The following is a 24,854-nucleotide window of genomic DNA, read 5'->3' as shown; positions in this document are numbered from 1 at the left end:
CGCTCACACGCGTTGCGGCACGATCGCCACGGGGCAGTCCGCGTGGTGCAGCAGGGTGTGGCCCACCCGGCCGAGCTGGAATCCGAAGTGGCCCGCCCTGCGGCGCGCTCCGATGATCACCAGGTCGGCGGCGGCGGAGCGGTTCAGCAGCACCGTGCGGGCCGGTCCCTCCACCGTGTTGCGGCGCACTCGGACCGACGGGTGGTCGGCCGTCGCGTCGTGCAGCAGGGTGTCGATCAGGGCGGACGCCTGCTGCTCGTGCTGATGCGCCGGGTCCCCGGCCAGCTGGGGGTGGTCGGCGCTCTCGAGCGCGGGGCAGCGCCAGGCGCGCACCACGTCGAGCGCGCCGCCGCGCGCCTCGGCCTCCCGGAAGGCGAACCGCACGGCCTCGGCGCCGGTCGCGGGATCTCCCGCCCCGAGCACGATCCGCTCGTGCGTGCCGGCGAGCCCCGCCTTGTCGCCCCGGACCACGATCACCGGGCAGTACGCCCGGGACGCCACCGTCAGGCCGACGGAACCGAGGAGCAGGCCCTGCAGCTCACCGCGTCCGCGCGAGCCGGTCACCACGGCGGAGGCGTTGTTGCCCTCGCGCAGCAGCGCTTCGACCGCGTCCTCGGGGACCACCTCGGCCGAGACCTTCACCTCGGGGTTGCGCCGCCGGGCCCGCTCGGTCGCGACGCCCACGGTGTTCTCCGCCATCACCTGCTCCGAGGGGCGCTCAAGGCTGGTGGACGGCACCGCGCCCTCGTAGCGCTCCCACAGCGAGGCATACACGAGCCGCAGCGGCAGACCGTGCCGGGCGGCCTCGTCCACCGCCCAGTCGACGGCGGCCAGGCTCGCGTCCGATCCGTCGACACCTACGACAAGGGGCAGCTCCATCATCTTCCTCACCGCCTTCCTGGCCACACCGACGTGCGGCACGGGGCTCCACCTTCACGGTCGCACCGTCGGCCGGGATCCACGATGGGTGGATCGGCCCCGGCCCGGGCCGTTCGGCCCATGCAGGAGACCCTCGGGCGCTCCATCGGGCGGGCCCTCGGGCGGATGCGCCCCCGCACGCGCCGGTGAGGGCCACTCGGCCCGGCGTCCGGCCCGGTCAGCCCCTGGGACGGCGCCGGAGTCGGACGGACGCTGAGGGTGATATCTGGAGGGAAGGTGTGCCATGACCGACGTCCGGCAAGCACCCGTGCACGCACTGCTCACCGACGGCAGGACCGTCCGCATCAGGCGGGCCGACTACCGTGACCGTGACGCGGTGCGGCGGCTGTACGAGGAGATGTCGCCCGAGAACCTGCGACAGAGGTTCTTCACCGTGGGCCGGGCCTCCGCCGCACAGGCCGCCGACCGGGTGGCCGGCGCCGGGCCGGCACGGCCGGGCTACTGCGCTCTGGCCGCCGAGCACGCGGAGCGGCTCGTGGGCCTGGCCGAGTACGAGGTCGTACCGCCCGGCACCACGGCCGAGATCTCCCTGGCCGTGGCCGAGGGCTGGCACCACCGCGGTGTGGCCACCCTGCTGGTGGAACACCTCGCCGATGCCGCCCGTAGGGCGGGTGTCACCGTCTTCACGGCGGACACCCTCTCCGACAACCACGAACTGAGGACGGTCTTCCGCGACCTCGGGCTGCACGTCCTGCCTCACCACGACGGCCCCGAGACCTCCTGGACGGTCCATCTCACCGAGGACGAGGGCTACTTGAGCGCCGTCGACACCCGCGCCGGCACCGCCGACGTCGTCAGCCTGCGCCCCCTGCTGCAGCCTCGCTCCGTCGCGGTGATCGGCGCCGGCCGCAAGCCCGGATCCCTGGGCCGTGCGATCCTGCGCAACATCAGCCGGGGGTCCTACCAGGGCCGGGTCTTCGCCGTGCACCCGGAGGTCTCCTCGGTCTCCGGGGTGCACGCATACCCGTCCGTGGCGGCGCTGCCCGAGGTTCCCGACCTCGCCGTGATCGCCGTACCCGCGCCGGCCGTCCCCCAGGTGGCGGAGGAGTGCGGGAAGGCGGGCGTACGAGCCCTGCTGGTCGTCTCCGCGGGGCTCGACCGACATCAGGCCGCCGGCCTGACGGGGGCATGCCGCCGCTACGACATGCGGCTGGCCGGTCCCGAGTGCCTGGGCCTGTCCAACACCGAGGAGTCCGTCCGTCTGGACGCGACCTTCGCGGCGAACCACCCGAGTCCCGGTACGGCCGGTGTGGCGGTGCAGTCGGGCGGGGTGGGCATCGCGTTGCTGGACGGGCTGTCCCGGCTGGGCATCGGCGTCTCCTCGTTCGCGTCGCTGGGGGACAAGTACGACGTCAGCGGCAACGACATGCTGCAGTGGTGGGAGAGCGACGGCCGTACCGAAATGGCGCTGCTGCACCTGGAGTCCTTCGGCAACCCGCGCGCCTTCTCCCGCACCGCCCGCCGCGTCAGCCCCCGCATACCGGTCCTCACCGTCGACACCGGCAGGTCCGAGACCGGGCGGCGCACCGCGCCCCCGGCCATGACCCGGCAGGCCCTGTTCACCCAGGCCGGCATCACCGCCACCCGCTCCATGGCCGAACTTCTCGACGTGGCGGCCCTGTTGCACGCCCAGCCGCTGCCGAGCGGAACGAAAGTCGCCGTGGTCTCGAACACCGCGGGAGGGGGCGTCCTGGCGGCCGACGCCTGCGCGGACATGGGCCTGAGCGTGCCCCGGCTGGGCACGAACCTCATCGACGAACTCCTCGCCCTGCTGCCTGCGGGCGCCACCGCGACGAACCCGGTGGACACCACGGCGGCGGTGAGCGAGAAGCAACTGCGCGCCTGTGTGGAGCGCCTCGCGGCACACGGGGCCGTGGACGCCGTCCTGGTGAGCCTGGTGCCCACCGCCGTCGCGGCCGCGACCGGGGACGACCTGGTCCGCGCCCTGACGACGGCGTCCGGCCCGCTCCCCCGTCCGGTCGTCGCCGTGCTCCCCGCCCAGGCAGCCCGCGTGGACCTGCTCGACGCCCGCAGCGAGGGCAGGATCCCCTCCTACTGCGACGCCCAGGACGCCGCCCGCGCCCTGGCCCATGCCGCCGCACGGTCCCGCTGGCTAAGTCAACCGCCTTTCTCCGTTCCGGTGTTGGCGGACGTGGAGACCCAGCGCGCCAGGGACCTGGTCGCCTCCTTCCTTGACGAAAACCCCGAAGGCGGCTGGCTGGACCCGCGGGCCACCGCCACCCTGCTCGGCTGCTACGGCGTCCCGCAGCTCCCCTGGGCGTGGGCGCGGGACGAGGACGAGGCGGTCGCCGCCGCCCAACGCCTGATGGGCGGTGACGGCCGGGTCGTCATGAAGGCCCACTGGCCGGGGCTGCTGCACAAGAGCGAGCAGCACGCCGTCCATCTCGATCTGCGCAACGCCGCCCAGGTGCGGGCCGCCCACCGCGACCTGGTCGCCCGTTTCGGCGACCGGCTCACCGGCGTGGTGATCCAGCCCCTGGCGGAGCGCGGCACCGAATGGTTCGCGGGCGTCGAGCAGGACGAGGTCTTCGGCCCGCTCGTGGCCTTCGGGCTCGGCGGTACGGCGACCGAACTGCTCGACGACCGGACCGCGCGCCTGGCCCCGCTAACCGACCACGACGTGCGCGAACTCATCACGTCCCCGCGCACCACCCCGCTGCTCTTCGGCTACGCCGGCAGCCCGACCGCCGACGTCGAGGCCCTGGAGCAGCTGCTGCACCGGCTGTCCCGGATGGCCTGCGACGTGCCGCAACTGGCGCGAGCCGAGCTCAATCCGGTCCTGTCCGGGCCGCAGGGCGTGAGCGTCCTGGACGTCCGCGTGCGGCTCGAGCCGCGGCGGGCCCATGGCCCGTATCTGCGTCGGCTGCGCTGACCGACGGCCGGCGGTAGGGAAGGAGGACCAGCGATGAAGCCCGTGAAGGTGGGCGCCCTGATGGTGGGGGACGTCGTCGCGGTGCACCGGGAGACCCCGTTCAAGGAGGTGGCCCGGCTGCTCGGGCGGCACCGCATCAGCGGACTGCCCGTGACCGACGACGACGACCGGGTCGTCGGGGTGATCTCCGAGACCGATCTCATGCTGCACCAGTCCCCGCCCCGCTCCGGTTCGGTCACCGGCGGGTGGCTGGGAAGGATGCGCCACGGGGTCCGCCGGGCCGGCGCGAAGAGCCGCGCGCGCACCGCGGGCGAGCTGATGTCGAAGCCCGCCGTCACCGTGCACGCCGACGCGACGACCACGGAGGCCGCCCGCGTCATGGTGCGGCACGGCGTCGAACGGCTTCCCGTGGTGGACGAGGAGGACCGGCTCGTCGGCATCGTCACCCGGCACGACCTGCTGCGTGTGTTCCTGCGCTCCGACGACGCCATCCGGCGCGAAGTACAGCAGGAGGTCTTCGTCAACGCGCTCTGGCTGACCCCGCACATCGTCCGGGTCACCGTGCGGGACGGCGTGGTCACCCTCACGGGCCGCCTGGAGCGGCGCAGCGAGAAGTCCGTCGCACTGTCCATGACGCGCCGCCTCGACGGTGTCGTCGCCGTCGTCGACCGGCTCACCTACCGGTACGACGACACCCGCCACCAGCCCGCCGCACGGGCTCCGCACGGGGTCTCTGAGGACTGGCTGCGCAAGTTGTGAGCTCACGGTGTCCAGGCAGGGCACCGTGAAGTGAGGAGGAGGACGACCATGCGCACCTTCCCGACCCCCCTGCTGCTGGTCGGGCTGCTGGTGGGGGGCTCGTTTCTGGTGTTCCACGACACGGTCGTCGTGGGCTTCATCCTGATGGCCACCGGCATCCTGGGTCTGCTGATGTTCATGGCCACCATGGCCGGCCACCAGCGGCCCGGGGACAACGAGACCGTCATCGAGGAACGGCACTACATAGGCCCTGGTGACGACCACCGGCACTACCGGTACTTAGCGCCGGCGAGGATCGCCGTCCCGAGCGGCCCCCGTCCCGACCTCGGGACGGGGGCCGCTCGGCACCGTCACGGTCCCGGTGGGCCCACGCCGTCGGGTCCCGGATCGCGGCACGGTGGAGGAAAGACAGCCGTCCGCGGAGGCAAACCGTGACCGAACGGATCAGTGACAAGGGAATCGTGGTGGGCGTCGACGGCTCCGAGGCGTCCCTGGCCGCGCTGCGCTGGGCCCTGGAGCAGGCACGAACCCTGGGTACGCGACTGGTGGTGGTGCACGCATGGGAGCCGGCCGCATCCGGCTTCGCGCCCTACGCTCCCGTCGCCGCGCTCCCCACGGCCGCGGAGCAGCGGGAGCGAGCGGCCGAACTCCTCGCCACCGCGGTGCGCGATACCTTCGGGCCGCGCGTCGCCCCGGCCGTGCACGCGGTACTGGTCGAGGGGCCGCCGGTCCGCGTCCTGCTCCAGCAGGCACGCGGGGCCCTGCTCCTGGCGCTGGGCCGCGGCTCCCACCCGCAGCGACAGTTGCCGGGCGTGGGCGCGGTGGGCCGTGAGTGCCTGCGTCACGCCACGGTCCCCGTGGTGACGGTGCCCACCCCCGACCGGTCCGAGGCATCGCTCAGGGCCATGGGGAAGTCCGTCCGCACCGGTGCCGCATAGCCTGGCTTGCCGAGGAGGGACCATGGACGTCCTGGTGGGATACGCGACCGTCCACGGATCGACGCGCGAGACGGCCGACCGCGTCGCGGCCGGGCTGGCAAAGGCCGGCCTGAGAGTCGAGGCCAGGGATCTGCGGACGGTGGAGGACGCCGACGCCTACGCCGCGTTCGTCCTGGGCAGCGCCGTGCACGGCCAGACCTGGCTCGAGCCGGCCAAGGGCTTCGTCCGCGACAACCTCGACCTGCTGGGCGTACGGCCCCTGTGGATCTTCAGTGTCGGGATGCCGGCCGCCCTGCGCGGGCCCTGGAGGCGTCTGGCGCCCAGGGAGGCGCCCGTGATCGTGGAGAGCCTGCCCGGCGATCTGCTCCCGCGCGATCACGCCCTGTTCTCGGGCGTGATCGCGCCGGCTCATCTGCCACTGACCGGACGGATCATGTTCCGCCTGGTGGGCGGGCGCTTCGGCGACTACCGCGACTGGGACGCCGTGGACCGCTGGACGGCCCGGATCGCCGAGACCCTGACGCGCTGAGCGCGCGACGGGTCTCAGCAGCCGACGGGCGTACGGTGGTCCGTGCCCACGGGCGGGTGGGGCATCCGCGTCGGCGGAACCGACGGCGGCAGCGCCGGCGGGGTCTGGCCGCGCCGCCGCGCCAGCCGCAGCGCGAGCGCGTCGAACAGCAGCGTGAGGACGAAGGTCACGCCCATCGCCGCGAACAACAGCAGGGCGAACCGTTCGTAGAACTCCGGTGTGAGACTCGTACCCACTGTCCTCTCCCCCTCTCGGATGGACGTCGTTCCTGACATCTCCAGCCAACTCCTTTGCGGAGCACGCCACATGAGCCGATAGTCCCGAACGAAGGTCTCGAGCGGCCCTGGTCCCGCTCCTGCGGAGCCGCCGAGCGCAGGATGGGCCGACCGGCCCCGGTGCCGAGGTCGGCCCGGCCCATGACGGAGGGTCGGTGGCCTCATGGTCGCCCGTCCGGCGGCGGACGAGGCTGGTCGGTGCCGGGGTTCCGGAGCACCGGAACATCCCCGACCCCCGCAGGAGGCGACGGTCATGAAGAGAATCCAGCAGACCGTCGCCCCGCGACCCCTCGCCGCCCCGAGCCGCAGGACCTGCGCACCCCGTCGGGGCGCCCCCTGCCCTACTGAGCCGTCAGCGGACCAGCACCCGCTCTCCGGAGCGCGGCACGACGGCGGTCCAGCCCAGTGTCCGGTCGATGCGCTCGCGCAGCGCGGCTGATGCCTCCGGTTCACCGTGCACCAGATAGGTGACGTGCGGGGCGGGAGCACCGCGCAGCCAGTCGAGAATCTGTGCCGCGTCCGCGTGCGCCGAGAAGTGCGGTACGTCCGCGACCTGGCAGCGCACCGGCACGTACTCGCCGAACATCTTGAGCACACGCGCTCCGTCCACGAGGTCACGGGCCCGGGTGCCGACGGCGGCGAAGCCCACCACGACGACGGCGTTGCGGGGATCCGGCAGCACGCGTCGCAGGTGGTGCAGCACTCGCCCTCCGGTGGCCATGCCGGACGCCGAGACGATGACAGCCGGTCCTCCCGCATGGCCGAGCTCGACGGACTCCTGCAGCGACCGCACGGCTCGGAACGGTTCGGGGCTCAGCGCCGCCGGGCCCTCGGCCAGCACCTCCGGGCGCAGTTCGGGCGCCCGCATGACCAGAGCGTCGCGGTAGACGTCGAGCGCGGCCAGAGCCATCGGGCTGTCGACGTACACGGGCACGGCCGCCGGCAGGCGGCCCGTCCTGCGGAGTTGGGTGAGTTCGTGCAGGACGACCTCGGTACGGTCGAGGGCGAACGACGGAATGACGACGGTGCCTCCTCGGGCAAGGGTACGGGTGACCACGTCGGCGAAGTGCGCGCGTCCCGCCTGCTCCTCGTGACGCCGGTTTCCGTAGGTCGACTCCATGAGCAGGACGTCCGCCCCGGAGAAGGGTTCCGGCGGGCGCAGCAGCGGATGGCCGGGACGGCCGAGGTCGCCGCTGACGGCGAGCACGGCGCCGTCCTCGAGGGTGAGCGCGGCCCAGGACGAGCCGAGGATGTGTCCCGCCGCCTCGTTCTGCAGCTTGGCGCTGTCGCGCAGCACGATCTCCATCAGCCGTGCGGTGAACTCCGTCGTCACGATGCGGCCCCGGAAGCCGTGGCGCACGAGCCGCGGGAGATAGCCGCAGTGGTCGAGATGGGCGTGGGTGACCACGACCGCCTCGATGTCGGCCCCGTCGCAGGGCAGTTCGCGCCAGTTGCGCCTGCGCAGCTCCGCGAGTCCCTGGAACAGCCCGCAGTCGACGAGAACGCGCGTGGTCGCTCTCGACGAGGAACTTGCTGCCGGTCACCGTTCCCACACCGCCCAGGAAGGTCAGCAGCGCGGGCCGGGCCGGTGACCGGGTCCGGTCCTCCGGTCGCGGTACCACAGTGATCATGACGTCACCTTCCTTCGGCGGAGGGCCGGTCGACGCGCATGGGATCGGTCGTCGTTCCGGTCCTCCACCGGCTGTGTCTCCAGCGTGCTGGGCCGTCGATGCCCTGCCTTGGGCCGAACGGCCCCCCAGGACGGCCCGGGTGGCCCGCTCAGCGGGCACGTGGCCCCCGTGCGCGGAGCCGGAGCGGCGAGACGATGGAAAGCGAGGGGAGACCCTCTCGCCGTCCTGCCGGGCGGTGCGCAGGAGGAGGTGGCCCATGCGCTTCCAGGATCGTAGGGATGCGGGGCGCCGACTGGCCCGCCGGCTGGATCACCTTCGCGGCCAGGACCTCCTGGTACTGGGCCTGCCGCGGGGCGGGGTGCCGGTGGCCTTCGAGGTGGCCCGAGAACTGGACGCCACGCTGGACGTCCTGGTGGTGCGCAAGCTGGGCGTGCCCTGGCAGCCGGAGCTGGCCTTCGGCGCCCTCGGGGAGGACGGCGTGCGCGTGCTCAACGACGACGTGATCCGACAGGCCGGGGTGGGGCCGGACGATCGGCGGACGGTCGAGCGGACGGAACGGGCCGAACTGGAACGGCGCTCGCGTCTCTACCGGCGTGAGCGTCCCCCCGTACCGGTGACCGGACGGACGGTCGTGGTCGTGGACGACGGACTGGCCACCGGCGCCACCGCCGAAGCCGCGTGCAGGGTGGTGCACGGACAGGGCGCGGGCCGCGTGGTGCTCGCCGTGCCGGTCGGTCCCGAGCGGACGCTGCGCCGCCTCCGGCAGTCGGCCGACGAGGTGGTCTGTCTGCAGTCCCCGCGCTTCTTCGGTTCGGTCGGCACGTGGTACGACGCGTTTCCCCAGGTCGACGACACGGAGGTGGCCGACCTGCTGGTACGGGCCACCCACCCGGTCTCCGACGGCGACATCGACGTGTCCGCGGGACGGGTCCGGCTGGCGGCACGCCTCACGATGCCCGAGGGGGCCCCGGCCGTCGTGGCGTTCGCGCACGGCAGCGGCAGCAGCCGTCACAGCCCACGCAACCGGTACGTCGCCGACGTACTCCACCACGCCGGCCTCGGCACCCTCCTGCTGGACCTGCTCAAGGAAGACGAGGAAGACGACCGGCACAAGGTCTTCGACATCGTGCTGCTCGCCCGGCGGCTCGGCACCGCGGCCCTGTGGCTGCGACGTGAGACCGGACTGCCGGTGGCCTACTTCGGGGCCAGCACCGGCGCGGCCGCCGCGCTCGAGGCCGCGGCGGTGGATTTCGACATCCGTGCGGTGGTCTCCCGCGGCGGCCGCCCCGACCTCGCCACGCCCGCCGCACTGGCCCACGTGCGGGCACCCACCCTCCTCATCGTGGGGTCGCTGGACACCCGGGTGCTCAGCCTGAACCGGCTGGCAGCCGACTGGATGCACTGCGACCACCACATCGCCGTCGTCCCCGGCGCCACGCACCTCTTCGAGGAACCCGGCACCCTGTCCTCGGTCGCCGACCTGGCCCGTGAATGGTTCACCGCCCACCTCGCGCTGCCGCCCACCGCGACACCGCCGCGCCGGACTGCGTAGCGGCACGGTGGGAAGGGCAGTGTCCTGCCGGAGCGGTCCGCAGCCGTCAACCGCGGTGCTCGCGGCTTTCCGCCGCCCAGCGCCTGCGGACCGCGTCCTCGTGCTCGCTCTGCTCCAGGGCGAGGTCCACGGCGTCGAGGGCCTCCTCCAGTCGTGGGATCCAGTGGCGGCGCAGGGACCGCACCCGGCGACGAGTGCGCACGACCTCGTCGCCGAGGGCACGGGACGCGGCACGTGCCACGGCGTAGTCCGCCGCCGCCCGCACCGCCTCGGCACAGGCCGCCTCGAAGTGCACGAGGGCGGTGTTCGACGGCACCGGTTCGCCCTCCTCACGTGCCGGCACCGTGCACACCGCGTCGCCGGGGTGCCGTACGCCCATCGTGGACGTCCAGGAGATCGCCAGTTCCGCGGGACGCGTCGGACGGATCGCCTCCAGCGCCTCCTCGCCGCCCAGCAGCAGTCCGCGCCGGAGCCAGTCCTCGGCCCGGGCCAGGCACTCGTGCCACTGTTCCCGGGCGATCCGCTCGGCGCGCAGCAGTTCGTCGTGGCGGTCACGCAGGATGCGCAGTTTCTGGTCGAGCAGGTCGGCCCCGCGCCGGGCGACCTCCAGGCTCCGGCGCAGACGCAGCCGGCCGGCCCGGCCGGATGGGACCCGCGGTTCGGCCATGACGTCACCCGCCTTCCCGAGCACCGTGGGCATCGAGGAACCGGCCCGGGAGCATGGCCAGTTGACTGCGCGGCAGGGTGAGCAGCACCTGCCAGGCCCGCTCCAGCGTCTGGTCCAGCGTGCGCAGCTCGTCGCGTCCCTGATGCACCAGGCCCCGCGCGAACGCCTCGTCGAAGTCCAGGTAGCAGCGGTCGGCGGGGCCGAGCGACCCCTCGCCGACCAGATCGGCCAGCTCCCTGACCTGACGTGCGCGAGCCAGGGCGGACAGCAGCTGGGCGGCCACGTCGAGGTGATCCTCACGGGTACGGCCGGGACCGGCGCCCTTGCGCATCAGCCGGGACAGCGAGGACAGCGCGTCCACCGGCGGGTAGACGCCCCGGGCGTGCAGGTGGCGGGAGAGGACGATCTGCCCCTCCGTGATGTACCCGGTGAGATCCGGCACGGGATGGGTGATGTCGCCGGCGGGCATGGTGAGCACCGGCAGCACGGTGACGGAGCCCGGCAGACCGCGGACGCGGCCGCAGCGCTCGTACAGCGAGGCCAGGTCGCTGTAGAGATAGCCGGGATAGGCGCGGCGGGCCGGGATCTCACCGCGGGCGGAGGAGATCTCGCGCAGTGCCTCGGCGTAGCTCGTCATGTCGGTCATGACGACGAGGACGTGACGGCCCTCGGCGAAGGCGAGGTGCTCGGCGACGGTGAGGGCGATGCGCGGAGTGAGGATGCGCTCGATCACGGGGTCGTCGGCCGTGTTCAGCAGCAGGACCAGTTCGCCCGCGGCGGAGCGCTCCTCAAGGGCGTCCCGCACGAAGTCCGCGTCCGCGTGGGTGACCCCCATGGCCGCGAAGACCACGCAGAACGGCTGCCCGCCAGCCGTCGACTGGGCGGCGATCTGCGTCGCCAGTTCGAGGTGCGGCAGCCCCGCGGCCGAGAACACCGGGAGTTTCTGTCCGCGCACCAGGGTGGTGAGGGCGTCGACGGCGCTGACGCCGGTCAGCACGGGCTCGGCGGGCGGCTCCCGGCGGACCGGGTTGACGGGGCGACCCGCCACCGCCGAGGCGGCGGCGCCGAAGACGGGCGGTCCGCCGTCCAGGGGTTCGCCGCGCCCGTTGCACACCCGTCCCAGCCAGCCGGGTCCCACGGGGACGCGCAGGGGGGAGCCGGTGAAGACGGCGCCGACCCGCGCCGGGTCCATTCCCGCGGTGTCCTCGAGAACCTGCACGACGGCGGTGCCGCGGTCGACCTCCAGCACGACACCGTGCCGCCGCTCGCCCGACCCCACGGTGAACAGGACGAACTCGTCCCAGCCGACGCCCTCGACCTTGTCGATGACAGCGAGCGGTCCGCTCAGCTCCCGCACCGAGGTGTACTCGACGCGGCCCCAGTCCGGCGTTGTGCTCACGACACCTCCCCGAGCCGGGCGAGCATGGTCTCGCGCAGTGCCTCCACGGTCGCCGCGTCGTGCGGTCCGGCCTCCTCCCGGGCGCGCAGCACGGGCGAGAAGTCGACCTCCTCGACACGGGCCGCGGGCACACCCGCCTGCGCCAGTTCATGGCAGCGGGCGACGACGGCCACGACCGCGTCGGCCAGGGCCGCCGTCTTCTCCGGCGCGCTGTAGGCGTCCCGGTCGGACAGGGCGCTCTGCTGCAGCACCCCTTCGCGCACCAGCCGACCGCCCAGGACGCTGACGCGTTCGCGGGCGGGCAGCGCGGTGATGCCGAGCAGGTCGACCAGATCGGCCAGCCGGTCGGCCTCGGCGAGCAGTCCGGCGACACGGGCGCGACGTGCCGGCCGCTCGGGGTCGTCGGTCGCCGCGTGGTGGGCGTCCAGCGCCTCCGCGTCGCGGGAGAAGGACTCGGCCCAGGAGACGGCCGGGTAGTGCCGGGCGTAGGCGAGTTCCCGGTCCAGGGTCCACAGGCAGCGTACGAACCGCTGGGTGTGCGCGGTGACCGGTTCCGCCATGTCCCCGCCGGGCGGGGAGACCGCGCCGATCACGGTGACGGACCCGGTACGGCCGCCGAGGGCCGTCACCGCCCCGGCCCGTTCGTAGAACGCGGCGATCGCCGAGGCGAGGCCCGCCGGGTAGCCCTCTTCCGCGGGCAGGGTGCCGGTACGTGCTGGACGACCGTAGGACACGGGAAGCCGGAGCGGCGTCGGCGGAGGCCCGCCGCGCGGTGCCCTCTCTCGCCCGGAAGCCGGTCGAGGAGTTCCGGCAGAACCTGATGGTGCGGTACCTGCATGCCATGGCGGCTCACGACGCGCAGGCCGTGGCGGAACCTGCACCGGCCGAGCCCTCCGCGGGCAGCGGCACCCGCCGTACCGCCGAGCCTCCGGCCTCCCCCACGCAGCTCCAGGTGAGCCATATCGCCCAGCGGACGGTGGTCGGCGTGGACCTCGACACACCGTTCATGGACATCGCGCGCATGCTGGCGCGCGAGCAGCTGGGCGCCGTGCCCGTGGTGGACGCGGCGGGCCGGGTCGTCGGCGTGGTCGCCGAGTCCGACCTGCTCGCCCGGGCCGCCACACAGGCCTCCTCCGACAAGCCCGGCACGCTCGGCAAACTGCTCGGCCGCAGGCCGCGGACCGTGGGCGGCACGGCCGCCACGCTGATGTCCGCGCCGGCCCTCACCGTGCATCCGAGGACTCCGGTCGTCGAGGCCGCGCGTGACGCCGCCCGTTCCCGCGTCCGGCAGGTGTTCGTGACCGACCACAAGGGCCGGCTCGTGGGTGTCGTCAGCCGTGGGGAACTGCTGCACGCCCTGGTCCGGGACGACGCCGCGATCCGTGAGGAGGTCGTCTCCCACATCCTGCGGGACCAGTCGGGGATCGACCCCACGCGCGTGGACGTAAAGGTGCACGACGGCGTCGTCACGCTCTCCGGTCCGGTGCCCACCGACCTCATCCCCCGGCTGACCGATGCGGTGGCGGACATCCCGGACGTGCTCGACGTGGCGGACCACCTCACCGCCGTCTGAATCGCCGTCCGGCACCGCACATCGACAGAAGTCGACCCCGACCAGGAGGCCAGGCCATGACCCACACGGCAGCGGACACCGGTACGGCGCCGGAGACGCCGTCCCCTGACGTGCACGTGCTCGAGGTCACCCACGTCCACGGCGACGCGTACGACGTGGACGTGCGCGGTCACAGGCTGCTGGTCGACCAGCCCGTCGCGGCCGGCGGCACGGATGTCGCCCCCACCCCCGTCGAGTTGTTCGCCGCCTCCCTGGCCACCTGCGTGGCCTTCTACGCCGGCCGGTACCTTCTCCGGCACGGGCTGCCCCGCGCCGGACTGCGGGTGCGCGCGGAGTTCACTACGGCCGCCGATCCGCCCGCGCGCGTCGATGCGCTGCGCGTCGTCATCACTCCCCCACCGGCGCTCTCCGCCCAGCGCCACGCGGCCCTGCTGGCGGTCGCCTCGCACTGTACGGTGCACAACACCCTGCGCCGGCCGCCCTCGGTCGGCATCGAGTTGGAGGCCGAGGGCCTCATAACCTGAAGGCAGCCTGCGGGGCGAGCGAGGGAGCGCGTCCGCGGCGGTCGTCCGACAAGGGAGTCACCGCCCCTGTCGGCAGGCGCCGTCGGCGGACGGGCTGAGAGGCCGAAGGGGCGAAGGGTCCAGACGGCGACCTCCACCGCGTGATCCTGACCATGCAGGCGAAGGGAGCCCACCTCGCGGGTTTCGTCATGCCCCACGTCGACCGGACAGGGGCGGGTTCGCCCGGTGATGGGGTCCGGGTGGCCCATGGCGGCTGCGGCTGCCGGGGCAAAGGGTGGAGGGCAGAGTCGTCCCACCTTCTGGGGGTCCGGTGCCGAGTCATCTCGCCGCGCATGCTCCGGCCGACCGCGCCGCGGGGCCGGCGATCACGCCGTCCGCCGAGCCGACGCCGCCCGTGCAACGGCTGCGCCCCGACGAGGTGTTCACCGCCTTCGCCACCTCACCGCGCGGACTGTCCGACGGTGGGGCGAGCGGGCTGCGCGAGCGCTACGGGCCCAACGAGCTGCCGCGTCCGCGCCGCAAAGGCGTGTGGCGGCGCTTCCTGGCGCAGTTCACCGACCTGTTCGCGCTCGTCCTGATCGCGGCGTCCGCGCTGACGTTCCTCGCCTACGCCCTGCAGGACCCGCGCGATGTCGGGAACCTGCAGCTGGCCTTCGCGATCCTGGGCGTCGTCGTGCTCAACGCGGTGATCGGGTTCGTGCAGGAGTACTCGGCCGAGCGCACCGCCGAGACCTTGCAGGCCATGGTGCCGCACACCTGCCGGGTGCTGCGGGACGGGGAGCGTCTGGAGCTGCCGTCCGGCGCGCTCGTGCCCGGAGACGTCGTCGTCCTTGAGGCGGGGGACGCGGTGTCGGCGGACAGCCGGGTGGTTGAGGCCCACGGCCTGTCCGTGAACAACGCGCCGCTGACCGGGGAGAGCGCGGCCGTCGCCCGGGTCGGCGAACCGACCGCCTCGGAGACCGCGCTGGATTCACGCAACTGTGTCTTCATGGGCACCACGGTGGTCTCCGGCTCCGGCAAGGCCGTCGTGTACGCCACCGGCGCGCGCACCGAGTTCGGCAGGATCTTCCGGCTCACCGACCAGGCCCCGCGGCAGAAGACCCCCCTGCAGCGCGAGGTCGCCGTCATGGCGCGGCGGGTGGCGGCGCTGGCCGTGGTGATCGGCGCCGGCATGTTCGCGCTGCGTCTGCAGACGGGCCAGCCGCTGGTGTCGGCCTTCGTGTTCGCGCTCGGGGTGATGGTCGCGATGGTGCCCGAGGGGCTCCCCGCGACCCTGTCGGTGTCGCTGGCCATCGGTGTACGGCGGATGGCCCGCCGCCAGGCGCTGGTCAAGCGCCTGCTGGCGGTGGAGGCGCTGGGTTCGACCACCGTCGTGTGCACCGACAAGACCGGCACCCTCACCCAGGCCGAGATGACGGTCACCCGGATCTGGAGCGGTGGGGCGTGGCACGAGGTGTCCGGCGTGGGGTACGCCCCGGTGGGCGAGGTGTCCGGCGCGAAGGAGCTGAGCGAGCTGCTGCGCGGTGCCGTGCTGTGCACGGACGCCCGGCTCGTGCCGCCGTCGGGTTCCGAGGGCTGGCGGGTGCTCGGCGACACCACCGAGGGCGCGATCCTCGTCGCGGCGGCCAAGGCCGGCCTGCACCCTGGCGCGGAGAAGGATGCGGCACCACGGATCGGCGAGTTCCCCTTCGACCCGGTCCGCAAGCTGATGAGCACCGTCCACCGGCCCCCCGAGGGTGACGTCCTGTGCGTCAAGGGCGCACCGCAGGAGCTGCTCGCCCGGTGCACCCGGATGCGGGTGGACGGGTCGGAACGGGACCTCACCGTGGAGCTGCGGGACACCGTCGGCGGCGCCAACGACACCATGGCCGGGAAAGGACTGCGCGTTCTGGGCGTGGCCGTCCGCCCGGTCGGCGAGGCGCCGCGCACTGCGGAGGAGGCCGAAACCGGTCTGACCTTCCTGGGGCTGATCGGCATGCTCGACCCGCCCAGGCCCGAGGTCGCCGAGGCGGTGCGGGCCTGCCGTCGGGCCGGCATCCGGATCGTCATGGTGACCGGGGACCATCCGCTGACCGCCGAGGCGATCGCCCGCCGCGTCGGCATCGTCACCGACCCCTCTCCCACCGTGGTGACCGGCGCCCGACTGGACAGCATGGACGGGGCAGCGCTGGACGCGCTGCTCGCTCAGGAGGGCCAGCTGCTGCTGTGCCGGGTCAGCCCCGAGCACAAGATGCGCGTGGTGGCGGCGCTGCAGGCGCGCGGCGAGGTGGTGGCCGTCACCGGGGACGGAGCCAACGACGCCCCCGCGCTCAAGCACGCCGACATCGGCGTCTCCATGGGTGCCACCGGCACCGACGTCGCCCGCGAGGCCTCCGAGATGGTGCTGCTGGACGACTCGTTCGCCTCGATCACGGCGGCAGTGGAACTGGGGCGGTCGGTCTACCGCAACATCCGCAAGTTCCTCGCCTATCTCTTCAGCCACAACATCGCCGAGCTGGCCCCGATCCTCGCCGCGGCCTTCGCCGGCTTCCCGCTGGTCCCGCTCACCGCCGTGCAGATCCTCGCCATCGACCTGGGCTCGGACGTGCTGCCCGCGCTTGCCCTGGGCGCGGAACCGCCCGAACCCGACACCATGGACCGTCCGCCCCGCTCCCGCCGCGAGCGGCTGTTCTCCGCCGAACTGGTGCGCCGGTTCCTGTTCCTGGGCGCGGTGCAGTCCGTCGGCGTGTGCACGGTCTTCTTCTGGCAGATCCACGCCTCGGGCATCCCCTACGCGGACTTCACCAGTGCCGACCCCGCCTACCGCAAGGCGATCACCCTCACCCAGGCCGCGATCGTGGTGAGCCAGTTCTTCAACGCCCTGGCCGTGCGGACGGACCGGCAGAGCGTCTTCAGCGTGGGGCTGTTCTCCAACCCACGGCTGATCGCGGCCGGCTGCTTCGGCATCGGCCTGATGGCCGCGATCAGTTACGTGCCCCTGCTGCAGGACGTGTTCCACACGGCGCCCCTGGCCGCCGCCGACTGGGCCGTCCTCGTCGCCTTCGGCTTGCTGCTGCTGGGCGCGGAGGAGGCCCGCAAGTGGTGGGTGCGCCGCAGGGCCGTCCCCGCCCCGAAAGGCGTCCCGGCACAAGCCCCGACAGGAAAGGAGACCGCGCGATGAGGGTCATCGTGGTGGGTTGCGGCCGGGTCGGTTCCGCGCTCGCCGTCCAACTGGTCAACGAGGGCCACGACGTGCGCGTCATCGACCGCGACCCGCGAACCCGGCGGCTGCTGCCCGCGGGCTTCACCGGCCGGGTCCTGCACGGCAACGGCTTCAACCGCGCGCTGCTGGAGTCGGCCGGCATCGAACTGGCCGACGCGTTCGTCGCCGTCACCTCCGGCGACAACACCAACATCGTCAGCGCCCGCACGGCGAAGGAGACGTACCAGGTGCCGATCGTGCTGGCCCGCATCTACGATCCGCGGCGCGCGGACATCTACCGCGACCTGGGTATCCCGACGATCGCCAGCGTGCGCTGGACCGTGCACCAGCTCCATCAGATGCTGCTGCACCGCCATCTCACCCCGGAGCTGGACTTCGGCAACGGGGAGACCATGCTGCTGCGGTCCCGGCTGCCCGCCTACCTCACCGGCCGCGCCATGGGCGACCTGGAGGTCGACGGCGAGATCAGGGTCGTCGAGGTGACCCGTGGCGGACGGTCGTTCCTGCCCGCCCCGCACACCCCGGCGGAGGCGGACGACCTGGTCACGTTCGCCGTCGCGGCCGACGCCCTGGGCCGGCTGCGCGGCTTCCTCGACAAGGAGCTCGGCACATGAAGGTCATCATCGCCGGGGCCGGACGCCTCGGCACCCAGATCGCCCAGGTGCTGGGCGGCACCGGGAACCAGGTCACGCTCCTGGACCAGGACGACGACCGGGTCGCCGCGCTCCAGGACGGGCTCCCCGCCGAGGTGCGCACCGGTGACGCGTGCGAACCGCGCGTGCTGGAGGACGCGGGCGCGCACGCGGCCGACCTGGTCGTCGCCACCACCGGCGAGGACGAGGACAATCTGGTGGTCAGCCTGCTCGCCAAGCGCCAGTTCAAGGTGCCCCGGGTCATCGCCCGCGTCAACGACGACGACAACGCCTGGCTCTTCACCCAGCACTGGGGCGTCGACACGGCCGTACCGGCCGCCGCGCCCCTGGTCTCTCTCGTCGAGGAGGCCACCAGCGCCAGCGACACGGTGGCGCTGCTGCGGCTGAGCAAGGCGGGGGTGAACGTGATCGAGACGACGATCGGTCCGCGCTCCCGCGCCGCCGGAAGCGTCCTCGGGGAACTGGCCGTCCCGCCGGGCATCGTGGTGGCGGCCGTGGTCCGGGGCGGGGATCCGATGACTCCCGCGCCGGACCTGGAGCTGCGGGAGGGGGACGAGATCCTCGTGCTGTCCCACACCGCCACCGAGGGCGAGGTCCACGCCGTCTTCCAGTGAGAGGCGGCTCTGCCGGCGGTGTCAGCCGTTCATCTTCTTGCGCCACTGGGGGTCGACCTGGGCCCACTCGGTCTCCCAGTCGCGCAGCCGGCGCCGGTCGAGCCGGAGCCGTACCACCCAGCCGCAGCCCACGACCGTGCCACCGGCGCCGAACGCCACGAGGACACCGGCCAGTTCGGACTGCAGACGCGCCTCCGTGGCGCCGGGCGGGCTGGAGACCAGCTCGCCCCGGTGGTCGATCCACACGCTGACCGTGGATCCCGCCTTGCTGCTCGGCTCGACCCTGGTCAGGCCCGTGTGGGTGGAGCCATCGGCGGCCGTCCAGCGCACCTTCGCCCAGACCGCCCCGTCACTGCTGTCTCCGGTCGTCACGGGGGGCGTCCTGTCGGCGTCCGCGGTGAGCACCGCCGACACGCTGGACAGGCTCGCTCGTCGCGCCGCGAGACTGTCCTGCATGGCCGCGTCGGCGGCCTGGCCGGCGAACACGCCACCGGCGATCGCGAGGATCCACGTGGTCAGGACGATCCATGCTTCGGCGGTGTCGCTGGGGCGGCGCAGCGGATTGTGCCGCCAGCGCCAGAACCGCACCTTCTTCACCCGGGTGGAACGCGTGCGCGCCATCTGCCGACACCCCCTTGCCTCTCAACTCGAACGTCTCACGGCCGGGGCGCGGTCAGCAGGGGCCGACCAGGCAGCGTCGCGGGCCGAGTGGTCATGTCCCGGGACCGCACGGCTCAGCCCCGGGCTGCGCTGCCGTAGGGGGCGTACAGGTCGAGCAGGCGGGTGCGGGCCGCACCGAGCCGGCGCACCACCGACTCGCCGACCCACAGGGCGATCGAGAGCCCCATGCCCGGATCGGCCTCGCACATCCGCCGGAGGCTCGGCGTCGGACTCGTGCGCGCACACGGGCCCGGTCGTCCGGGCGCCGAACCGCCAGGTGTACGGCCGGTACAGCCAGGAGCAGCCGAGGAGTTCCCCGGCGCCCAGGGTCTCGACCACGGCGGCCTGGCGTCCGGGCAGCCGCATGTCGAGGGCCACGGTGCCGGTATCGATGATCCAGAAGTGGTCCGCGCGCCCGCCCTCACCGAACAGACGGGTGTCCGCCGGGTAGCGCACCTCGTGCGCCAGGCTCATCAGTCCGCCCCGGTACACGGCGGGGAGTTTCCGGGCGGAGCGGGGTGTGGTCGCGGTGGCATGGCTGCGCCTCCTCCTGCGCCGGGCCGGTGCGGCGGTCGCCACGGGGCGACGCCGCCTCCTACCAGGCTCGGTCAAGGACGGAGAGATCGCATGGGCCGATCGGTCCCCGTCAGGGAGCCCACCGGGGTACGGGTTCCTCCGTCACCGTCGGGCGGGGCGCTCGGGCGGCGGGTCGCGGTGTACGGCGGCGGCAACACCGCCATTCGGGGCCCGCCGCTGCATGTCCTGCGGCGACTGCTTCGAGTGCGACAACTGCTACGGCGTCTGCCCCGACAACGCGATCACCAAGCTGGGCCCCGGCAAGATCATCACGCTCAACGCCCACGGTCCTCGCAACTCCCACAGATCGCGGGTGTTGCGAGGACCGTTAGAACCCAAGATCGGCGGAGGCCCACTCATGTGCCGGGCGTCAGCTGACGAACTCCCCCACGGCCGCCTTCAGTTCGGCCAGTCCCTTCTTCGCGTCGGTGAAGAACATCCCCGTCTTGGGGTCGGTGTAGAGCTCGTTGTCGATGCCCGCGTAGCCGTGGCCCATCGAGCGCTTGATGACGACCACGCTCTTGGCCTTGTCGACGTCCAGGATCGGCATGCCCGAGATCGCGTTGCCGGGGCGGCGGGCGATCGGGTTGGTGACGTCGTTGGCACCGATCACGAGGGCGACGTCGGCCTGCGGGAACTCGGGGTTGACGTCGTCCATCTCCTTCAGCTGGGTGTAGGGCACGTTGGCCTCGGCCAGCAGCACGTTCATGTGCCCCGGCATCCGGCCCGCGACCGGGTGGACGGCGTAGCTGACGTCGATGCCGTGATCGGCCAGCAGCTTGGCCAGGTCGCCGAGTTCGTGCTGGGCCTGGGCGGCGGCGAGGCCGTAGCCGGGGACGAAGACGACCTTCCTGGCGTAGGCCAGTTGGATCGCCACGTCGTCGCCGGAGACGGGCCGCACCTGGGCCGCCCCGCCCGCCGTCACCGCCGGGGCGGCGTCGCCGGTGCCGAAGCCGCCGACGACGATGTTGGCGATGGAGCGGTTCATGGCGTCGGCCATCAGCTTGGTCAGGATGCCGCCCGAGGAGCTGACGAGCATGCCCGCGATGATCAGCGCGGTCTCGTTCAGGACGAAGCCGGCCATCGCGACCGCGGACCCGGTGAAGGCGTTCAGCAGGGCGATGACGACCGGCATGTCGGCCCCGCCGATCGGCAGCACCATGGTCACGCCGAACAGCAGCGCCACGGCCACCAGCCCGTACAGCGCCGTACGGGAGTCCGGTGACAGCACCAGCCAGACCGCGCCGGCCACGAAGGCGGCCGGCAGCAGCACGTTCAGCAGCCGGGCCCCGGGAAAGACGACCGGCGCCCCGGAGACGACGCCCTGCAGCTTCGCGGCCGCGATCAGCGAGCCGGAGAAGGTGACCGCGCCGATGACGATGTCCAGGGCGCCCGGCAGGGAGACGCGTGCGCCGAGCCCGGCCGGGTTCTCGGCCTGCAGCAGGTCGTTGACCGCGATGAGCGCGGCCGCCCCACCGCCGACGGCGTTGAAGAGGCTGACCAGTTGGGGCATGGCGGTCATCTTGACCTCGCGGGCCGCGTACAGCCCGAGAGCGGCGCCGACCAGGCCGCCGGAGGCCAGGACGAGCCAGCCGGTGGTGGTGATCGTGCTCTGGTGGATCACCAGCCAGACGGTGGCGGCGATCGCGACGGCCATCGCGCTCGCGGAGATGGTGTTGCCCCGGCGGGCGGTGCGCGGGTGGTTCATCAGGTGCAGGCCGAGCACGAAGCAGGCGGCCGTGCCCAGGAAGACGTAATGGACGGCGTTGGAGTCGGTGTCCATGACGCTCACACCTCCGCCTTCTCGTTCCGGTCCGTCTTCTCGGCGGCCGGCCTGGCCTTGAACATCTCCAGCATCCGGTCGGTGACGACGTAACCGCCGACGACGTTCATCGCGCCGAACACCATCGCCACGAAGGACAGGACATAGCCGAGCCAGGTGTGCGACTCGGCGGCGATCAGCATGGCGCCGATGACGACGATGCCGTGGACCGCGTTGGAGCCGGACATCAGCGGGGTGTGCAGGGTGGCGGGCACCTTGCTGATGACCTCGACGCCGACGAGGACGCTGAGCACGAACACGGTGATCGCGGTGAGCAGATCGAGGCCGTTCATGACGGGCCGCCTCCCATCAGGGCGCCGGTGATCTCGTCCGCCGGATCGAGGACGAGTTCGCCGTCCCGCACCAGGTGGCGCAGGAGGGCGACGAGGTTGCGGGCGTAGGCGGTGGACGCGGCGGTGGCCATCGCGGACGGCAGCCGTCCGGCGCCGATGACGGTGACACCGTTGTCCAGGACCTGCGTCTTGTCGGGCTCGGAGCCCTCGACGTTGCCGCCCAGGTCGCTCGCCCCGAGGTCGACGACGACCGCGCCGGACTGCATCCGCTCCAGAACGGCCGCGCTCACCAGCAGCGGCGGCCGGCGGCCCGGTACCTGGGCGGTGGTGATGACGACGTCGGAGCGGGCGATGTGCGCGTCCAGCGCCGCACGCTGGGCCTCCTGCTCCTCCGCCGTCAACTCCCTTGCGTAGCCGCCCTGTCCGCTGTCTCCTCGCGGACCCTGGACGTCCAGGAAGCGGGCGCCCAGCGACTCCACCTCACCTCGTGACGCGGGGCGTACGTCGTACGCCGAGACGACGGCGCCGAGACGGCGGGCCGTGGCGATGGCCTGCAGTCCCGCGACTCCGGCACCGAGGACGAGGACCTGCGCCGGGCGCATGGTGCCCGCGGCGGTGGTCAGCATCGGGAAGAAGCGGTCGTAGGAGTCGGCGGCGAGCAGCGCCGCCTTGTAACCGGCGACGTTCGCCTGTGAGGTCAGCGCGTCCATGGACTGGGCGCGGCTGAGGGTACGCGGCAACAGGTCGAGGCTGACCGTGTGCACCCCGCGCCGGTACAGGTCCTGCACCAGGGCGGGCTGCCGCAGCGGCTCCAGCAGACCGATCAGTGTCTGCCCGGCACGCAGAGCGCCGGCGGTCTCCTGGTCGGGCGGCCCGACGCACAGCACGACGTCCGCGCGCAGATACAGCTCTTCCGGCGCTACGACGGTCGCGCCGGCATCGGTGTAGTCGGCGTCGGCGAACCAGGCGCCGGAGCCGGCGCCGGTCTCGACCAGGACGTCGATCCCGGCGCGGTGCAGAAGGGTGACGGCCTCGGGGACGAGGGCCACCCGGCGTTCGCCGGGTGCCCGCTCCCGTATGGCAGCTACGGTGACGTTTGCCATGATCTGCTGCCTCTCTACCGGGGTCCGGGGGTTGCCCGGGCCTCAGAACTCGAAGACGAGACGCGCCTCGGCTCGTCCGCCGAGTACCTCGTCGAAGGAGTCGTTCACCTGGTCGAGGCGCCGTGGCTCGGCGATGACCTGGGTGCGCCCCGCGGCGTGCAGCGCGAACACCTCGGCCAGGTCCTGCCGCGTCCCGACGATCGAGCCGATGACGGAGATCCCGCCGAGCACGGTCTCGAAGATCGGGACGTCGATGGCAGCATTGTCCGCGGGCAGCGCGACCATGACCAGCCGTCGGCGTGTTCCGCCGCGCGGTTGACCGAACGGAAAACCTGCTCGAACGCCTTGGGCTCGGTGGCCGACAGGACGGCCGCGCCCGCGCAACTCGGTGCGGCAACGGTCCACGGAGCATCCGGAGTTGCCCTGGGCTCGTCGGCGAGGCAGGCCCTCGGGGATGGGGCGCCCGGTCACAACGGGCGGCCGCTGGGCCCGGACCACGATGGCCCGGATGCGGGGGATCAGCCTTCCAGCGGCACCCGCCACACCAGTTCGGCGCCGCCGCCCTCGGGACGGTTGAGCTCCAACCGGCCGCCGAACTGCTCGGCGCGCTCGGCCATGTTCTTCAGGCCGCTGCGACGGCCCTCTTCCGGAATGCCCCCGCCGTTGTCCGACACGGTGAGACGCACCTCGCGCCCGTCGGTCTGCAGGACGACGTCGACGCGGTCGGCACCGGAGTGCCGGGCGGTGTTGGTCAGGGCCTCGGAGAGGACGGCGATCAGATGGTCGGCGATCTCCCGCGGCACGTCGGTGTCGACCAGGCCCTCCATCCGGACGCTGGGGGCGAAGCCCAGTACGGGCGCGGCCTCGCCGACCACCCGCACGGTGCGGGCGCGCAGCCCGGACCCGGCGCCGCCCTCACGGGCCCGCAGGCCGAAGATCGTCGACCTGATGATCTTGATGGTCTCGTCCAGGTCGTCCACGGCGCGCACGACGCGTTCCGCGGCCTCCGGGTGCTCGATGAAGCGGCCCGCGCTCTGCAGGGTCATACCCGTGGCGAACAGCCGCTGGATGGCGAGGTCGTGCAGATCGCGGGCGATGCGGTCGCGGTCCTGGAGCACCGCGATCTGCTCGGCGTCCCGGCGGTGTTCGGCCAGCTCCATCGCGATGGCGGCCTGGGCGGCGAAGGCCCGCAGGGGCTCGATCTCCGTCTCGGAGAACACCGGCCGACCGGTCTGGCGGGCCAGCAGGAGCACACCCCGGGGGCCCTCGGCGCCGGTGCCGATGGGTACGGCCACGGCGGGGCCGAGTCCCTTGAAGCGGGGAGGATCCAGGGATATCCGCCCGTCGTGGGAGGCGTCCTCGCTGGTCACCGGGGCGGCGCAGGAGAAGGCCAGACCCATCAGGCTCCGGCCCATGGGCAGCACGAGGCCCCGGTGGGCGTCGGCCTCCAGACCGACGGCGATCTCCACGGTGAGGGAGTCGGTGCCCTCCATGGGCAGGCCGACGGCCGCCAGGGCCGACCCGGTGATCTCACCGGCCCGCTCTGCGATCAGGCCCAGCACCTCCGGGCCCTCACCGTCCGACATCAGACTGTGGGTGATCTCGGCGTTCGCCCGCAGCCAGCGCTCGCGCAGCCGGCTCTCCTCGTACAAGCGGGCGTTGTCGATGGCGACACCCGCGGCGACGGCGAGCGTGGACAGGACCGACTCGTCCTCCTCGTCGAACTGCGCCCCGCCGCGCTTCTCTGTGAGGTACAGATTGCCGAAGACCTGGTCGCGCACCCGGATCGGGACGCCGACGAAGGTGTTCATCGGCGGGTGGTGCGGCGGGAAGCCGTACGAGGCCGGATGCTGGGAGATCTTCGACAGGCGCAGCGGCTCGGGGTGCTTGATGAGTTCACCGAGGATGCCGTGGCCCTCCGGGTAGGGGCCGATCCGGGTGATCTGCTTTGTGGTGACGCCGACCGTGTGGAAGGCCGACAGCCGCTTGCCGTCCGGGCCGATCACGCCGAGGGCCGCGTACTCGGCGTCGACCAGCGCGGCCGCCGCCTCCACGATGCCGCGCAGCGCCTGCTCCAGGTCCAGCTCCCGGCCGACCGAGAGCACCGCCTCCAGCAGGCTGTGCACCCGGTCGCGGGTGCCGCGGGCCGAGTCGAGGCGTGCCTGCAGCTCCTCCAGCAGCTCGTCGAGCCTGAGCTGCGGCAGCCGCACACGGGCTTCCCCGGGGTGTTCCGAGCCTGCCACCCGTGATCC

The 24,854-nt window shown here is 72.9% G+C and carries 22 protein-coding genes and 2 pseudogenes; 11 read left to right on the top strand and 13 right to left on the bottom strand.

Annotated elements, in window-relative coordinates:
• Positions 1-3 precede the first annotated feature (3 nt).
• Complete coding sequence (locus MKW14_RS08915) at positions 4-879, bottom strand: universal stress protein (protein WP_240861297.1); 876 nt, start codon at positions 877-879, stop codon at positions 4-6.
• Positions 880-1,162: 283 nt separating this feature from the next.
• On the opposite strand from MKW14_RS08915, the gene MKW14_RS08910 reads away from it, so the two are divergent.
• Genes MKW14_RS08910 through MKW14_RS08890 form a run of 5 tightly spaced genes read left to right on the top strand, consistent with a single transcriptional unit; the run spans position 1,163 to position 6,058 of the window.
• Positions 1,163-3,832 (top strand): bifunctional acetate--CoA ligase family protein/GNAT family N-acetyltransferase, encoded by a 2,670-nt coding sequence (locus MKW14_RS08910; protein ID WP_240860798.1) that lies wholly within the window; start codon positions 1,163-1,165, stop codon positions 3,830-3,832.
• A 33-nt stretch (positions 3,833-3,865) separates the two neighbouring features.
• A complete protein-coding gene (locus MKW14_RS08905; RefSeq protein WP_240860796.1) occupies positions 3,866-4,591 on the top strand; it encodes a CBS domain-containing protein in 726 nt (241 codons plus the stop codon).
• Positions 4,592-4,639: 48 nt separating this feature from the next.
• Positions 4,640-5,026, top strand: a complete 387-nt coding sequence (locus tag MKW14_RS08900; RefSeq protein WP_240860794.1) for a hypothetical protein — start codon at positions 4,640-4,642, stop codon at positions 5,024-5,026.
• On the top strand, positions 5,023-5,529 hold the full coding sequence (locus MKW14_RS08895; protein ID WP_240860792.1) for a universal stress protein: 507 nt from the start codon (positions 5,023-5,025) through the stop codon (positions 5,527-5,529). The genes MKW14_RS08900 and MKW14_RS08895 overlap by 4 nt, the downstream gene beginning before the upstream one ends.
• A 22-nt stretch (positions 5,530-5,551) precedes the next feature.
• On the top strand, positions 5,552-6,058 hold the full coding sequence (locus tag MKW14_RS08890) for a flavodoxin domain-containing protein (RefSeq protein ID WP_240860790.1): 507 nt from the start codon (positions 5,552-5,554) through the stop codon (positions 6,056-6,058).
• 14 nt (positions 6,059-6,072) lie between these two features.
• On the opposite strand, the gene MKW14_RS08885 is transcribed toward MKW14_RS08890, so the two are convergent.
• Both MKW14_RS08885 and MKW14_RS08880 read right to left on the bottom strand, forming a co-directional pair.
• Complete coding sequence (locus MKW14_RS08885) at positions 6,073-6,294, bottom strand: hypothetical protein (RefSeq protein WP_240860788.1); 222 nt, start codon at positions 6,292-6,294, stop codon at positions 6,073-6,075.
• A gap of 391 nt (positions 6,295-6,685) precedes the next feature.
• A complete protein-coding gene (locus MKW14_RS08880) occupies positions 6,686-7,798 on the bottom strand; it encodes an MBL fold metallo-hydrolase RNA specificity domain-containing protein (protein ID WP_240861294.1) in 1,113 nt (370 codons plus the stop codon).
• Positions 7,799-8,220: 422 nt separating this feature from the next.
• Between MKW14_RS08880 and MKW14_RS08875 the strand changes: the two genes are divergently transcribed.
• On the top strand, positions 8,221-9,516 hold the full coding sequence (locus tag MKW14_RS08875) for a phosphoribosyltransferase family protein (protein WP_240860786.1): 1,296 nt from the start codon (positions 8,221-8,223) through the stop codon (positions 9,514-9,516).
• Between the two features lie 46 nt (positions 9,517-9,562).
• On the opposite strand, the gene MKW14_RS08870 is transcribed toward MKW14_RS08875, so the two are convergent.
• Genes MKW14_RS08870 through MKW14_RS08860 form a run of 3 tightly spaced genes read right to left on the bottom strand, consistent with a single transcriptional unit; the run spans position 9,563 to position 12,316 of the window.
• The gene (locus MKW14_RS08870; protein WP_240860784.1) at positions 9,563-10,183 is read right to left on the bottom strand and encodes a V-type ATP synthase subunit D; all 621 of its coding nucleotides are present in this window, start codon (positions 10,181-10,183) and stop codon (positions 9,563-9,565) included.
• A 4-nt stretch (positions 10,184-10,187) separates the two neighbouring features.
• Positions 10,188-11,582, bottom strand: a complete 1,395-nt coding sequence (locus MKW14_RS08865; RefSeq protein WP_240860782.1) for a V-type ATP synthase subunit B — start codon at positions 11,580-11,582, stop codon at positions 10,188-10,190.
• A complete protein-coding gene (locus MKW14_RS08860) occupies positions 11,579-12,316 on the bottom strand; it encodes an ATP synthase beta subunit C-terminal domain-containing protein (protein WP_240860776.1) in 738 nt (245 codons plus the stop codon). The genes MKW14_RS08865 and MKW14_RS08860 overlap by 4 nt, the downstream gene beginning before the upstream one ends.
• Here MKW14_RS08860 and MKW14_RS08855 point away from each other — a divergent pair.
• The 5 genes from MKW14_RS08855 to MKW14_RS08830 all read left to right on the top strand — a co-directional run bounded on the left by MKW14_RS08855 (position 12,295) and on the right by MKW14_RS08830 (position 18,148).
• Positions 12,295-13,155: a CBS domain-containing protein gene (locus MKW14_RS08855; RefSeq protein WP_240860774.1), complete on the top strand. Its 861-nt coding sequence runs from the start codon at positions 12,295-12,297 to the stop codon at positions 13,153-13,155. The genes MKW14_RS08860 and MKW14_RS08855 overlap by 22 nt on opposite strands.
• Positions 13,156-13,211: 56 nt before the next feature.
• Positions 13,212-13,679 (top strand): OsmC family protein, encoded by a 468-nt coding sequence (locus tag MKW14_RS40855; protein ID WP_276618938.1) that lies wholly within the window; start codon positions 13,212-13,214, stop codon positions 13,677-13,679.
• A gap of 310 nt (positions 13,680-13,989) precedes the next feature.
• Positions 13,990-16,839 carry a cation-translocating P-type ATPase gene (locus MKW14_RS08840; RefSeq protein ID WP_240860767.1) on the top strand — a complete coding sequence of 950 codons (2,850 nt, stop codon included), beginning with the start codon at positions 13,990-13,992 and terminating at the stop codon, positions 16,837-16,839.
• Positions 16,836-17,495 carry a potassium channel family protein gene (locus MKW14_RS08835; RefSeq protein WP_240860766.1) on the top strand — a complete coding sequence of 220 codons (660 nt, stop codon included), beginning with the start codon at positions 16,836-16,838 and terminating at the stop codon, positions 17,493-17,495. Before MKW14_RS08840 ends, MKW14_RS08835 begins: the two co-directional genes overlap by 4 nt.
• Positions 17,492-18,148: a potassium channel family protein gene (locus tag MKW14_RS08830; RefSeq protein WP_240860763.1), complete on the top strand. Its 657-nt coding sequence runs from the start codon at positions 17,492-17,494 to the stop codon at positions 18,146-18,148. The genes MKW14_RS08835 and MKW14_RS08830 overlap by 4 nt, the downstream gene beginning before the upstream one ends.
• Positions 18,149-18,169: 21 nt before the next feature.
• Here MKW14_RS08830 and MKW14_RS08825 read toward each other — a convergent pair whose 3' ends face one another.
• From MKW14_RS08825 to MKW14_RS08795, 7 genes and pseudogenes are all read right to left on the bottom strand, one after another.
• Entirely contained in the window at positions 18,170-18,769 is a 600-nt protein-coding gene (locus MKW14_RS08825; RefSeq protein WP_240860761.1) for an Rv1733c family protein, read from the bottom strand.
• A 113-nt stretch (positions 18,770-18,882) separates the two neighbouring features.
• Positions 18,883-19,282, bottom strand: a pseudogene (locus MKW14_RS08820) (cyclic nucleotide-binding domain-containing protein).
• A 472-nt stretch (positions 19,283-19,754) separates the two neighbouring features.
• On the bottom strand, positions 19,755-21,167 hold the full coding sequence (locus MKW14_RS08815) for an NAD(P)(+) transhydrogenase (Re/Si-specific) subunit beta (RefSeq protein ID WP_240860760.1): 1,413 nt from the start codon (positions 21,165-21,167) through the stop codon (positions 19,755-19,757).
• A 5-nt stretch (positions 21,168-21,172) separates the two neighbouring features.
• Positions 21,173-21,499 carry an NAD(P) transhydrogenase subunit alpha part 2 gene (locus tag MKW14_RS08810; RefSeq protein WP_240860758.1) on the bottom strand — a complete coding sequence of 109 codons (327 nt, stop codon included), beginning with the start codon at positions 21,497-21,499 and terminating at the stop codon, positions 21,173-21,175.
• Positions 21,496-22,602 carry an NAD(P) transhydrogenase subunit alpha gene (locus MKW14_RS08805; protein WP_240860756.1) on the bottom strand — a complete coding sequence of 369 codons (1,107 nt, stop codon included), beginning with the start codon at positions 22,600-22,602 and terminating at the stop codon, positions 21,496-21,498. Before MKW14_RS08805 ends, MKW14_RS08810 begins: the two co-directional genes overlap by 4 nt.
• A gap of 42 nt (positions 22,603-22,644) precedes the next feature.
• Positions 22,645-22,923, bottom strand: a pseudogene (locus MKW14_RS08800) (zinc-dependent alcohol dehydrogenase); the annotation flags it as partial.
• Positions 22,924-23,120: 197 nt separating this feature from the next.
• Positions 23,121-24,845, bottom strand: a complete 1,725-nt coding sequence (locus MKW14_RS08795) for a GAF domain-containing sensor histidine kinase (protein WP_240860754.1) — start codon at positions 24,843-24,845, stop codon at positions 23,121-23,123.
• Positions 24,846-24,854: the final 9 nt, after the last annotated feature.

Origin of the sequence: Streptomyces gilvus, from assembly GCF_022513565.1 — a bacterium.
Taxonomy (GTDB): domain Bacteria; phylum Actinomycetota; class Actinomycetes; order Streptomycetales; family Streptomycetaceae; genus Streptomyces; species Streptomyces gilvus.
The sequence above is the reverse complement of the archived record's forward strand: the minus strand, read 5'-3'. Positions and strand labels throughout refer to the sequence as shown.